Below are 13,558 nucleotides of genomic sequence, written 5' to 3'. Positions count from 1 at the left end.
CTTTTCCAATAAGTGTTTATCGAAAAGGTGGGCATTAACATGGCGATTCCATTAGAAGGTGAAACAATACAAATACATAGTTATAAACACAATGGCCGTATCCACCGTGTCTGGCAAGAAACGATGGTATTGAAAGGCACAAAAAATATAGTCATCGGAGCGAATGAACGCACACTCGTAACGGAGGCAGATGGTCGAACATGGTTAACACGTGAACCATCCATTTGTTACTTTCATGCAGAGCACTGGTTTAATATTATTTGTATGTTGAGAGAAGATGGAGTATATTACTACTGTAATATGAGCTCTCCATTTGTTTTTGATAATAACGCTATTAAGTATATTGACTATGATTTAGACGTAAAGGTATTTCCAGATATGTCTTATACTTTACTTGATGAAGATGAGTATGAACAACACAAGCAGGAAATGAGTTATCCATCTGTAATTGATCAAATATTAAAATCAAATGTAGATAAGTTACTTAGTTGGATTCAACAAAGACGTGGACCCTTTGCGTCTGACTTTATAGAGGCTTGGACGAACCGTTATCAATTTCAAAGAAAGCTTCATGAAAATGACTAATAAATGCCTGTTGGTGAAAACCAGCAGGCTTTTCGCTTGAAAAGGAAGTGATTTTTTGGACAGTATTAAACGTTATATGCGCTTCGTAAAGCCGTATAATTGGGAAATTCTATTAACACTTGTTATAGGAGTTGTTAAATTTGCTATTCCATTGTTCATTCCAATATTAATCAAAATTGTAATTGATGATATCGTGATGGCTAAAGATTTAACAAGTGATGAAAAAACAGTACAGCTATTTTATTGGCTAGGTGGGACAACGGTTGTATTTTTCATTTTACGACCCCCAATAGAATATTATCGACAATATTTTGCACAGCATGTAAGTAATAAGATATTATATGATATTCGCAAGGAATTGTATGGACATCTCCAAAAACTAAGCATGAACTATTACGCAAATTCACGTGCTGGAGAAATCATTTCACGTGTCATCAATGATGTAGAACAAACAAAGAACTTTATCATGACTGGTCTGATGAATGTTTGGCTGGACTTAGCAACCATTCTAATTGCTATTGGGATAATGCTAACATTAGATGTGAAGCTGACATTAGTAACGCTAATCGTTTTTCCGTTCTATGCGTTTTGTGTAAAATATTTCTTTGGTAGACTGCGTGATTTAACACGCAAACGTTCACAAGCATTAGCAGGAGTGCAAAGCTATTTACATGAACGTGTTCAAGGAATGAGTATTATCAAAAGCTTTACTTTAGAGAAGCATGAACAGAAAATTTTCGATGAGACAAACGGAGAATTTTTGGACAAGGCACTTGATCAAACTAAGTGGAATGCTAAAGCTTTTGCTGTAATCAATACGATTACCGAAGTAGCTCCGTTGCTTGTTATTGGTTTTGCAGGATATATGGTTATTCAAGGACCACTTTCTGTTGGTGCGATGGTAGCGTTTGTTGCTTATATCGATCGCCTTTATGGACCGTTACGTAGACTTGTAACTTCGTCAACAACACTTACGCAATCAATTGCCTCTATGGACCGCGTATTCGAGTTAATAGATGAAAAATACGATGTAGAAGATCAGCCAAATGCAATTACATTACCTCCACTACAAGGAGATGTGAAATTTCAAAATGTATCATTCCGTTATACTGATGATGAGCAAAATGTATTGAACAATGTGAGCTTTAACATTCAATCAGGTCAAACGATTGCGCTGGTCGGAATGAGTGGTGGTGGTAAATCCACGATAGTTGGATTAATACCTCGATTTTACGATGTGGTGGAAGGCGCTATAAAAGTTGATGGAATTGATATTAAAGAGGCGACAAACCATTCGCTCCGTTCACAAATCGGAATCGTACTTCAAGATAACATTCTATTTAGCGATTCAGTTAAATCGAATATTTTAATGGGGCGTCCAGATGCGTCAAATGAGGAAGTAATATTAGCAGCCAAAGCCGCTAATGCTCATGACTTCATCATGTCATTACCAGAAGGTTACGATACTAAGGTTGGAGAACGCGGTGTTAAATTATCTGGTGGACAAAAACAACGAGTTGCTATTGCCAGAGTCTTTTTGAAAAACCCACCAATCCTTATTTTAGATGAAGCAACATCAGCTCTAGATTTAGAAAGTGAATCACTAATTCAAGAATCATTAGACAAGTTAGCACATGATAGAACAACAATCGTCGTAGCTCATCGTTTATCAACAATCACACATGCAGATCAAATTCTAGTTATAGATCATGGTGAACTAAAAGAACAAGGTACACATGAGCAGTTGATAAAGCAACAGGGCATTTATCACAATTTGTTCCATATGCAAAGGCTAGATGCATAATAGGACTGTAAAAATAGCATAAAATAAAGACTTCCCGTTTATGGGGAGTCTTTATTTTTTTGTCATAAAAATACTTAATAATAAAAAGTATTGCATTTTTTCGAATTAACAGTATAAAATAGATAAAAAGATTTAAATGTTTAGAAAATATCGAATTATTGAATTTTAAGGGGGGACTATATGAGTGATCGTAAAGAATTACTACGAGTGAGAGGACTTCAGACGACATTTTTCACAGATGATGGTGAAATCCCTGCAGTAGATAATATTGATTTTTCAGTAAGAGAAGGTGAAATACTAGGCATTGTAGGAGAGTCGGGTTGTGGTAAGAGTGTAAGCGCTTTATCAATTATGGGGCTTGTACCATCTCCGCCGGGTAAAATTACAGGTGGTCAAATACAATTTGAGGGCAAGGATTTAACTAAGCTTTCTCAAAAAGAAATGCGTAAAGTACGTGGCAAAGATATTGCAATGATTTTCCAAGAACCAATGACTTCATTAAATCCTCTTTTTACAATAGGGAATCAGTTGATGGAGGCGATATTAATCCATCAAAAAGATTGGTCAAAAAAACAGGCTAGAAATCGTGCGATTGAAATGATGAAGTTAGTAGGATTACCAAGAGCAGAAGAATTGGTTAAGGAATACCCTCACCAACTATCTGGTGGTATGCGTCAACGTGTGATGATAGCAATGGCTCTTGTCTGTGATCCGAAGGTGCTCATAGCAGATGAACCAACAACTGCGTTAGACGTAACGATTCAAGCACAAATTTTACAATTGATGAAAGACTTGAATGAACGGTTGAATACAGCCGTTATGATGATTACACATGATTTAGGAGTTGTGGCAGAAACTTGTGAGCGAGTTATTGTTATGTATGGCGGGCAAGTAGTAGAAGAAGGTCCTGTCAAATTAATATTCAATGATCCACAGCATCCATATACAAAAGGGCTTATTCATTCTGTACCTGATATGCGCTTTAAAAAAGAGCGGCTATATTCTATTCCCGGAAACGTGCCAAAACCGGGGTCTGTTCGTACTGGTTGTCGTTTTGCTGCTCGTTGTGAGTTTGCATTTGAGCAATGTAATGTAGAAAATCCGAATCTATATCAAACAAGCCCAGAACATAAGACGAGATGCTTCTTGCACGAAAGAAAGGAGGTGTCTGCAGTTGACAGAGCCGTTGTTGAAAGTTAAAGGATTGAAGAAATACTTTCCGATTCGCCAAGGGATGCTTGGAAAAGTGTCTAGTCAGGTAAAGGCAGTTGATGATGTTTCCTTTTATGTGAATGAAGGTGAAACGCTTGGGATTGTGGGAGAGTCCGGCTGTGGAAAATCTACTACAGGACGTATGCTTATGAGATTGCTAGAGCCAACAGAAGGAAGCATTGAATTTGATGGTAAGTTACTATCCGATTTATCTAAAGAGGAAATGCGTAAAGCTCGTCGTGAAATTCAAATGGTTTTCCAAGACCCGTATGCTTCACTAAATCCTAGGCACTCAATAGGTAAAATTCTAGAGGAACCTCTAGTTGTTCATGGTATTGGAGATGCAAAGGAACGTAAGAAAAAGGTCAATGAGTTCCTTGAAATCGTGGGTCTCAGTAGCTACCATGCAAGACGATATCCACATCAATTTAGTGGGGGACAAAGGCAACGTATTGGTATAGCAAGAGCATTAATGACAAATCCAAAATTGATTATTGCGGATGAACCTGTATCTGCTTTAGACGTTTCGATTCAAGCTCAAGTTTTAAATTTAATGCAAGATTTGCAAAAAGATTTAAAGCTTACTTATATATTCATAGCGCATGATTTAGGGGTTGTTCGTCATATTAGTGACCGTGTAGGGGTGATGTATTTAGGGAAGATGGTTGAGTTGGCAGATAGTGAATCCTTATATGGTAAGCCATTGCATCCATATACTCAAGCTTTATTATCAGCCGTTCCGGTACCAGATCCAAACTTTACGCGGGAGCAAATATTGATAAAAGGCGATATTCCAAGCCCATCGAATCCTCCTGAGGGATGTACTTTCCATACAAGATGTCCATTTAAAATGGATACTTGTGCTAGAACAGTACCTGTATTAAAGGAAGTTGAGAAAGGTCATTCTGTTGCTTGTCATTTATATAATGAGCAAGGTCAACAATGATAATAGAACAAAGTGTGGAGGGGTTTTGTATATGAGGAAAAAGAGATGGTTGGCGCTAGGCTTAATGTTATTGCTAGTACTGTCTACAGCATTAACAGCATGTTCATCCGATAAAAAGGATGCTGGTAAGGGTGGTGAGAAAAACGGCGGAGAGCAAAAAGAAAAAACGTTAGTCTTTGGTCGTGGAGGAGATTCTGTAACACTTGATCCTATTGGTACTACAGAGGGAGAGACTTACAAAGTAACAGAGAACTTATATGAAAAATTAATCAACTTTGGTGAACAAGATACAACATTAAATCCGGGTTTAGCTAAGTCTTGGAAGGTAGCTAAAGATGGTTTAAGTTACACATTTGACTTACAAGAAGGCGTAAAATTCCATGATGGAACAGACTTCAACGCTGATGCAGTAGTGAAGAACTTTGAGCGCTGGATGAACGGCGATGCAGATAAATTTCCTTACTTTAAATCGGTATTTGGTGGATTTAAAGATGATAAAAGTTTAGTAATTAAATCTGTTAAAGCAGAAGGTGATTTTAAAGTAATCATTACTTTAAAACAACCTCAAGCTCCATTCTTGAAAAACCTTGCAATGAGTCCATTTGCTATTGCGAGTCCTACGGCATTCGAAAAGTTTGGTGATAAATTTGGTGACAATCCAGTAGGTACTGGACCATTCAAATTTGTTTCTTGGAAACGCAACGATTCAATTACAATTGAGAAGAATCCTAATTACTGGAAAGAAGGGCTACCAAAGCTTGATAAAGTGGTATTCCGTGCTATTCAAGATAACTCAACTCGTTTAAACGATTTAATTACAGGCGAAATTGATTTAGCAGATGGTATTAGTCCGTCGGATGCAGCATCGATTGAAGGTAATGCTGATTTACAATTACTTAAACGTCCATCTATGAACATTGGTTATCTTGGTTTAACTGTAACGAGACCACCTTTTGATAATGTAAAAGTTCGTCAGGCGATGAACTATGCAATCGATAAGCAAGCGATTGTTGATGCTTTCTTCGAAGGTCAAGCTGAAGTTGCGAAAAGCCAAATGCCGTCATTAATTAGTGGCTACAATGATGATGCTAAAGGCTATGAATATGACCCAGAAAAAGCTAAGGCTCTATTAAAAGAAGCAGGCTATGATGGTAAACAAATTGAATTATGGGCAATGCCTGTACCACGTCCGTATATGCCAGATGGCAAAAAAATTGCTGAAGCAATTCAAAAGAACTTAGCTGACGTTGGTATGAAGAGTAAAATTGTTTCATATGAATGGGGTGTATATTTAGATAAAGCTTCAAAAGGAGAAGCAGATGCATTCTTACTTGGATGGACCGGCGATAACGGAGATGCTGATAACTTCTTATATGCTCTTCTTGATAAGGATAGCATCGGCAGTAACAACTACACTTACTACCAAAATGCTAAAACACACAAATTATTAATCGAAGCTCAAACAGAAGTAGATGAAGAGAAACGTAATGCGCTATACAAAGAAGTTCAAGAAATATTAAATGAAGAGGCACCTTGGGTACCACTAGCTCACTCTACACCACTTTTAGCTAGTAAGTCAGATGTCATTCATTTACTACCACACCCAACTGGTTCTGACAGATTAGAAAAAGTAGATTTTAAATAAGATAGACAACTAAACTACGCCTTTCGCTTATTTGGCGGAGGGCGAGTTTTTTCAAACGAGAGTTATTCAACATGATTGAGATGGAGAGGTGAAGAAGATGCTTCACTATATTGGAAAAAGACTATTACAGTTAATCCCGGTTTTGCTCGGAATGACCTTTATTGTGTTTTTAATTATACGTGCAATTCCGGGGGATCCTGCTCAAGTAATTTTAGGACAGCAGGCTACAAAAGAAGCAAGAGCAGCATTGCGAGCAAGCCTAGGATTGGATAACCCTTGGTATATTCAGTACGTTAATTATTTAGGTGACTTATTGACAGGTGATTTAGGTGAGTCAATGCGTACGAAAGCAGCTGTATCAAGTGAATTGTGGCCGTATTTAGCAGCGACATTTGAATTGGCTCTCTTTGCAATGATTTTAGCAGTAATCATTGGAGTGAATGCAGGAATTGTTTCAGCATGGTTCCAAAATTCTTGGTTTGATTATTTTGCAATGATTTTAGCGCTTATCGGTGTATCTATGCCTATTTTCTGGTTAGGTTTAATGGGGCAGTGGGTATTTGGTGTTCAAATGGATTTACTCCCGACATCAGGTAGAGAGGATGCCAGGAATCCTGTCGATCCTATTACATACTTGTATGTTGTAGATACGATTATTCATGGTCGATTTGATCAGCTTTGGGATGTATTAAAACATTTAATATTGCCTGCAGTTGCATTAGCGACAATTCCAATGGCAATTATTGCACGAATGACTCGTTCAAGTATGCTCGAAGTGATGCGTTCTGATTATGTTCGAACAGCAAGAGCCAAGGGGCAGAAGATGTTTTGGGTTGTATATAAACATGCTCTCAAAAATGCCATCATTCCTGTATTAACGGTAATTGGTTTGCAGATGGGACTCCTATTAGGTGGGGCTATCTTAACAGAAACAATCTTCAGTTGGCCAGGTATTGGTCGCTACATTTACGATGCTATTGGATTCCGAGATTATCCGGTTATACAATCTGGTATTTTAGTGATTGCTTTTGTTTTCGTCATGATTAATTTAATTGTAGATATTTTATATAGTCTTATTGATCCAAGGATTAAATATGACTAAGGAAGGGGGAGTCCAATATGTCTGAAATGGCACCGAATGCAACTAGAGACGTAGTTATTAAACAAGATCAATCGGTTGGTCCATGGAAAGAAGCGTGGCGTAGTTTTAAGAAAAGTAAAGCTGCGCTTGTTGGGGCAGTAATCGTTTTGTTCTTCATCCTTCTCGCTATATTTGGTCCACTGTTTGTTCCAGAAGGAATTAATGACCAGGTGTTAAAGAATCGATTACAGCCACCATCAGCTGATCATTGGTTTGGTACAGATGATTTTGGTCGGGATATTTTTTCACGGGTCGTTCACGGCGCAAGAATATCACTTTGGGTTGGTTTTTTCTCGGTAATTGGTTCAGTTGTAGTAGGAAGTATGTTAGGGATTATTGCTGGCTATTATGGCCGGTGGATTGATACAATCATCTCACGAATTTTCGATATTATGTTAGCGTTTCCAAGTATATTACTTGCCATAGCAGTTGTATCAATACTTGGACCATCTTTGCAAAACGCATTAATTGCTATTGCAATTATTAATGTTCCTAACTTTGGAAGACTTATTCGTTCGAAGGTATTGAGTATTAAGCAGGAAGAGTATATTACATCTGCAAAAGCGATCGGTATGAAGGATGCTCGGATTCTTTTTTCGCATATTTTACCGAATTCAATGACACCGGTTGTTGTGCAAGGAACACTTGCCATCGCATCTGCAATTATTGAAGCGGCTGCACTTGGTTTTCTGGGGCTTGGAGCAGAAGCCCCTACTCCTGAATGGGGTAAAATGCTAGCAGATGCACGTATCTATTTAATAAATGCCCCGTGGACTATGATTTTCCCAGGTTTAGCGATTATGCTAACTGTTTTAGGGTTTAACTTAATGGGTGATGGTTTAAGAGACGCACTTGATCCTAAAATGAAAAACTAAATGATAAAAGCATCCAATGTGTCGGTTAAAACGATACATTGGATGCTTTTTTTAGAATATGCTGTCTTCAATTTCAAGTTTGATTTCATCACCGTGATGATTTTGATACGACATTATAAGAGTATCTAGATGTTCTAAGTTTTCCTCGTAATCTAAAATACGAGAGAGTATATGCAGTAAATGATAGCTTGAAAATTCTTCATCCTCATCATTTTCGCGTGAAATTGCAATTTGTTCTGCGAAAATATCCATTACTTCGTTTCTTTGTAAATACTCCTCTTGACCAATCCATGCCTTATGTTCTGGTTTAAGTTTCCCTGAATATTTCAAAAAGAGTTGTTCGTGATAGGTGAGTAAGAAATCTAAACGTTCTTGAATCATAATATGAAACTGCTCAGGAAGTTTTGATAACTCGTTTTCATGTAAATGAAGTCTTTGCAAAACTTCTAAACTTTTTTTTGATGTTGTAATCATTTGTCTGTAAACAACTAGCTTTCTTGCTTTTACATGCTTTTCATTTTTTATATATCTACGTTCTTCCTTATAAAATGAATACAACTGGTTGAGCTTTAGATAATGCTCTTTTAATTTTCTCAAAGATTGTTTCGTTGATGTATGTTCAGATGCTTGACGAACAGCAAGACGTGTCCAGCGAATAATTTCATCCTGCAATAGATGGATTGAATGAAATAATCTTGTCTCATAACGAGGTGGTAAAAAGACAAGGTTTACAACAAAGGCTGCAAGTACCCCGATGAGTACTGTAACAAATCGAATCAAACCGAAAGTAAGAAAATCATCACCTTGGACTTCTAAAATCGCAATGACGGTTACAAGAGATAAGGAAATACAATTTTCTAAACCAAGTCGAATGACGATAGAAATAGTTATGATAGCAGCTAATCCAACAGCTACATATTGATGGCCGAATAATAACCCAAATGATACAGCGATTGCAGCGCCAATTAAATTCGATTGTACTTGTTCTAGAATTGTTAAATATGAGCGATAAATAGATGGTTGGATTGCGAAAATAGCAGCAATGCCAGCAAAGACGGGCGATGGCAAGTTAAGCAAATTTGCAATATATAGTGCAAATACAATTGCTACACCGGTTTTTAAAATACGGGCACCTAATTTCATTTGAAATGGGTAACCTCTCTTTCTGTATACTAGTATTCCGCTACTTTAACTGATTACCTAAAAATGGTCAACAATGGATTATCCATTATCTTAATTAACTTATGCTGATAAACTATAGTGTAGACAAAAAAACGACGTTTCTTCAAAAAAATTGATACAATTATTGTAAAAGTGAACAGGAGGAAAAATATGACAATACTAGAAGGTCAACAAGCACCAAATTTCACATTAAAAAATGAGCTAGGCGAACTGGTATCACTTGCAGATTATAATGGAAAAAAATCAGTTGTGCTATATTTTTATCCAAAAGATATGACACCAGGTTGCACTACAGAAGCGTGTGATTTTAGAGATCATTACGGTGATTTTTCGGATTTAAATACTGTTGTTTTAGGTATAAGTCCTGATAATGAAAAAAGACATGAGAAATTTATAGAAAAGCATGGTTTACCATTTTCGTTATTAGTGGATGAGGATCATGCTGTTGCGGAGGAATACGGCGTTTGGAAATTGAAGAAAATGTATGGTCGTGAATATATGGGGATTGAACGCACTACTTTAATAATAGATGAAAATGGGGTAGTTATTAAAGAGTGGCGAAAAGTCCGGGTGAAGGGGCATATTGAAGCAGTCCTAACTTATATACGTGAGAAGGGAGAGTAATAGATGAAGGTATATTTTACATTTGATCCGAGACCGGATTTAAAAGAGGGAATCCTACAAGATTTTCCTACTATTGAGTTTATCTTTCATGAAAAAATAGATCATGCTGTTTTAAAAGAGGCAGAAGTTGTTGTCACTTATGGTGAAGATCTTGGAGAACAGCATGTCAGTATAGCAGAGAAGTTAAAATGGATTATGGTCGCTTCTGCAGGGATCGAGAAGATGCCTCAAAAGGAAATCGCTGAGCGTGGTATTGTTGTTTCAAATGTACGTGGTATTCATAAAATTCCAATGGCAGAATCTGTACTCGCACATATTCTATCGTATAAACGTGGACTGACATGGATATATGAACAAGAGAAGAAAGCAGGATGGAGCCGTAAGCCGAAAGCTACAGAGCTTCATGGTTCAACGGCACTCATTTTAGGACCTGGCGCAATTGGTTCAGAGATTGGGCGATTGTTACAAGCTTTTGGTGTACATACAATAGGATGTAATCGTTCAGGACATCAGGCAGATTATATGGATGATATGATTTCTTTTAGTACTTTGCAAAAGGCTTTATCTAGTTCGGATATAGTTATTTCTGTTTTGCCAAGTACTCCTGGTACACGTCATTTGTTACAAAGCGAACATTTCGAAGCGATGAAAGACACTACTTTATTCATGAACTTTGGCCGCGGAGATTTAGTGTCAACGGATGTATTGATGGATGCGTTAAATGAGGACGAGATCGCACATGCAATATTGGACGTATATGAAGAAGAACCTCTTCCATCAAGTCATCCTTTTTGGCAGATGACTAATGTAACTGTTTCACCTCATGTCTCAAGCCACTCTTCTAGATATTTGGAGCGTAGTTTAGAAATTTTTAAAACTAACTTAAAAAAATGGTTAGAGGGAGATACAGAACTCATTAACAAAATGGATATTACTAAGGGATACTAATCAGGAACTTTTAAAGTTGATGGAGAAAGTATCATTCATGTAAGGCAATTGAGAATGCTATTAGGAATGAAATGATAAATTTATGCTAATTTATACCGGTTTTCTATTGATAATAAATAATACCTTATTGAATACACGACCAAAAAGGTGACTTGTAGATGGATATGTTGACATTTGCCCTAGTTGTTAAGTAAACTAATTATAACAATTATAAACTAATAATTTTTATGAATTGAGGTGCATGGCGATGACTGAGGTGCAATTAAAAAGCGCTCTAGACACGCTAAAGACAACTGGCGTAAGGATTACTCCCCAACGTCATGCTATTTTAGAGTACTTAATCGAATCAATGTCACATCCAACAGCTGATGAAATATACAAAGCACTTGAAGGGAAATTCCCTAATATGAGTGTAGCAACGGTTTATAATAATCTACGTGTATTCCGAGAATCAGGGTTAGTAAAAGAATTAACTTACGGGGATAACGCTAGTCGTTTTGATTTTGTTACAAATAAGCATTATCACATTATTTGTGAAAGCTGTGGAAAAATCGTAGACTTCCATTACCCAGGGCTTGATGAGGTTGAACATTTCGCCGCTCATGTCACTGGCTTCAAAATCAATTCACACCGTATGGAAATTTACGGAACTTGTCCAACGTGTACTGAGCAAGCTACGAAAGTTCAATAAGAAAGGGAGCTACTTAACTGTCAATAATGACACATAGGTAGCTTCTTTTTATGGTAAACTATTTAATGCTCTTTTTGATAAAAAAACCTCGTTACAATTTAGTAACGAGGCGAAGGCATTAATCTTTACGCTTTGTGCGATTGTTGAGTGATTGATCAAACTCTTGTCCTTCTAATGAAGGATCTAAAGTAAGTGGTTCATTGCAATACATACACATATCTACACGGCCAAGAACTTTCGTGTGTTTATGGCAACCCGGACATTCTACTAATACTGCTCGAGTTGAAAGGAATCCAATCCATCCATAAACAAAAGTACTTCCAAGAATACAGAGGATACCTAGCGTCATGAAGATAATAACTAACCATTGGTGTTCTCTGAAGAAAATGGCACCGTACATGATGATAAACCCAATAAATATGAGAGATAAAGCAAATGAACGAATTTTATTTATCTTGTTTTTATATGGTTTCATTTGTAAGCCTCCTAATCTACAACATACTATAACACAAAATGATATCGTAATATGAAGTGAAAATTTTATGCAGGAATCTTATTATTTTTGTCGAAAGTTTAAGACAGAGTAAATTGACTATTGACTATAGGAGGATCATTATGGAGCAGCTACTACGACCCATATACCAAGAACGAGCAAGTCACCCGAATACAATAGGTGTGATTTTAATAGAAAAAAGGGAAGAAGTTAGCCCGATAACAGATACATTTGATACGATTCTTCTTATTATAACAAAACAAAGTGAGCGACCTGTCTTTACAAAACACTATACATTTAAAGATAAGAAGGCTGCTATGCATATTATTTCTGAGAAGCAGTTAAACAAATGGTTATTAGTAGGAACTAATAAGAAGATAGTAGATTGGCTATTCTTTGGAAAAGTACTATTTGATCGTAATGAGTATCTTTCTAATTTGAAAAAGGAACTAAAAGAGTTCCCTTTCTATGGTCGGAAAATCAAAATGGGTATTGAATTTGCAAAGTTAATTCGCAGATACTTAGAAGGCAAAGTATGCTTCGAAGAGAAAAATTACTTAGATGCATATAATCATGTTGTTGAATCATTGCATCATTTAGCGCGTCTTGCTGTAATGGATAGAGGACTATATCCTGAGGTTACAGTATGGTCGCAAGTAAAACAAATTGATCCAGCCATTTATAAATTATATGAAGAACTTATTACGAGTGAAGAATCATTGGACAAACGATTAGAGCTATTATTTTTAGCAAGTGAGTTCTTCATTCATTCTCGTACTGCAGATGGAGCAACGCATGTTTTAGAAGTAATGTCTCAGAAAGACTTCTGGACAATTCAAGAATTGCATGAACAAGAGGAGCTAAAAAACTATTCAGTTAACCTTGAAGTTTTCATCGAATACTTAATAGACAAAGGATATATCTCTGTAGAGCGTGTAGAGACTAAGGGAAATAACATATATCATAGAGATTATAAGGTTGAAGAAATTGCTGATTAGTTGTATAGTAATTGAGGCGTTCAAAACGCCTCAAAATTCTTTTTGAAAAAGTGTTGACATATATATCGACACTATTGTATTATATTAATTGTCGCTAAGACGTGTTGTTGAAACTTAAAACTTTCACTTGAAAAACTTTTCTGAAAAAGTTATTGACACAGAAAATGAATGGTGTTAAGATATTAAAGTCGCTGTCGCAAGTAACGACATCAACAACAAAATGAACCTTGAAAACTGAACAAGCAAGACGTTAATCAATAAATGTTTTTGGACACCAACTCTGTTGGTGGGTCAAAACGAAAAAATAGATATCATCTTCGGATGATACGCTAGCAAAGCTAATGAGCTTTCAAACTACTTTTATGGAGAGTTTGATCCTGGCTCAGGACGAACGCTGGCGGCGTGCCTAATACA

General features: G+C 36.6%; 13 protein-coding genes. 11 read left to right on the top strand and 2 right to left on the bottom strand.

The window, feature by feature from the left end:
• Positions 1-39 precede the first annotated feature (39 nt).
• From ntdP to ACQKMD_RS04620, 7 genes are all read left to right on the top strand, one after another.
• Positions 40-585 carry a nucleoside tri-diphosphate phosphatase gene (ntdP, locus tag ACQKMD_RS04650; protein WP_427749899.1) on the top strand — a complete coding sequence of 182 codons (546 nt, stop codon included), beginning with the start codon at positions 40-42 and terminating at the stop codon, positions 583-585.
• Between the two features lie 55 nt (positions 586-640).
• The gene (locus tag ACQKMD_RS04645; protein ID WP_427749898.1) at positions 641-2,389 is read left to right on the top strand and encodes an ABC transporter ATP-binding protein; all 1,749 of its coding nucleotides are present in this window, start codon (positions 641-643) and stop codon (positions 2,387-2,389) included.
• A 180-nt stretch (positions 2,390-2,569) separates the two neighbouring features.
• Complete coding sequence (locus ACQKMD_RS04640) at positions 2,570-3,589, top strand: ABC transporter ATP-binding protein (RefSeq protein ID WP_427749896.1); 1,020 nt, start codon at positions 2,570-2,572, stop codon at positions 3,587-3,589.
• Positions 3,564-4,547, top strand: a complete 984-nt coding sequence (locus ACQKMD_RS04635) for an ABC transporter ATP-binding protein (RefSeq protein ID WP_427749894.1) — start codon at positions 3,564-3,566, stop codon at positions 4,545-4,547. The genes ACQKMD_RS04640 and ACQKMD_RS04635 overlap by 26 nt, the downstream gene beginning before the upstream one ends.
• 31 nt (positions 4,548-4,578) lie before the next feature.
• A complete protein-coding gene (locus ACQKMD_RS04630; RefSeq protein WP_427749892.1) occupies positions 4,579-6,192 on the top strand; it encodes an ABC transporter substrate-binding protein in 1,614 nt (537 codons plus the stop codon).
• 97 nt (positions 6,193-6,289) lie between these two features.
• Positions 6,290-7,294 (top strand): ABC transporter permease, encoded by a 1,005-nt coding sequence (locus ACQKMD_RS04625; RefSeq protein WP_427749890.1) that lies wholly within the window; start codon positions 6,290-6,292, stop codon positions 7,292-7,294.
• Positions 7,295-7,311: 17 nt separating this feature from the next.
• Positions 7,312-8,208 (top strand): ABC transporter permease, encoded by an 897-nt coding sequence (locus tag ACQKMD_RS04620; RefSeq protein WP_427749888.1) that lies wholly within the window; start codon positions 7,312-7,314, stop codon positions 8,206-8,208.
• Between the two features lie 51 nt (positions 8,209-8,259).
• Here the strand turns inward: ACQKMD_RS04620 and ACQKMD_RS04615 are convergent, their stop codons facing one another.
• Positions 8,260-9,351, bottom strand: a complete 1,092-nt coding sequence (locus ACQKMD_RS04615) for an FUSC family protein (RefSeq protein ID WP_427749887.1) — start codon at positions 9,349-9,351, stop codon at positions 8,260-8,262.
• 189 nt (positions 9,352-9,540) lie between these two features.
• Here ACQKMD_RS04615 and bcp point away from each other — a divergent pair, with 189 nt between their 5' ends.
• From bcp to perR, 3 genes are all read left to right on the top strand, one after another.
• Entirely contained in the window at positions 9,541-10,014 is a 474-nt protein-coding gene (gene bcp / locus ACQKMD_RS04610; RefSeq protein WP_427749885.1) for a thioredoxin-dependent thiol peroxidase, read from the top strand.
• A 3-nt stretch (positions 10,015-10,017) separates the two neighbouring features.
• Positions 10,018-10,962, top strand: a complete 945-nt coding sequence (locus tag ACQKMD_RS04605) for a D-2-hydroxyacid dehydrogenase (protein WP_427749883.1) — start codon at positions 10,018-10,020, stop codon at positions 10,960-10,962.
• Positions 10,963-11,209: 247 nt separating this feature from the next.
• Positions 11,210-11,653 carry a peroxide-responsive transcriptional repressor PerR gene (gene perR / locus ACQKMD_RS04600; RefSeq protein ID WP_427749881.1) on the top strand — a complete coding sequence of 148 codons (444 nt, stop codon included), beginning with the start codon at positions 11,210-11,212 and terminating at the stop codon, positions 11,651-11,653.
• A gap of 118 nt (positions 11,654-11,771) precedes the next feature.
• On the opposite strand, the gene ACQKMD_RS04595 is transcribed toward perR, so the two are convergent.
• Positions 11,772-12,128, bottom strand: a complete 357-nt coding sequence (locus ACQKMD_RS04595; RefSeq protein ID WP_427749879.1) for a YgzB family protein — start codon at positions 12,126-12,128, stop codon at positions 11,772-11,774.
• Positions 12,129-12,268: 140 nt separating this feature from the next.
• On the opposite strand from ACQKMD_RS04595, the gene ACQKMD_RS04590 reads away from it, so the two are divergent.
• Positions 12,269-13,144 (top strand): nucleotidyltransferase-like protein, encoded by an 876-nt coding sequence (locus ACQKMD_RS04590; RefSeq protein ID WP_427749877.1) that lies wholly within the window; start codon positions 12,269-12,271, stop codon positions 13,142-13,144.
• Positions 13,145-13,558 lie beyond the last annotated feature (414 nt).

It is taken from the genome of Viridibacillus sp. NPDC096237, assembly GCF_050278625.1.
In the GTDB taxonomy this organism is placed as follows: domain Bacteria; phylum Bacillota; class Bacilli; order Bacillales_A; family Planococcaceae; genus Viridibacillus.
The sequence above is the reverse complement of the archived record's forward strand: the minus strand, read 5'-3'. Positions and strand labels throughout refer to the sequence as shown.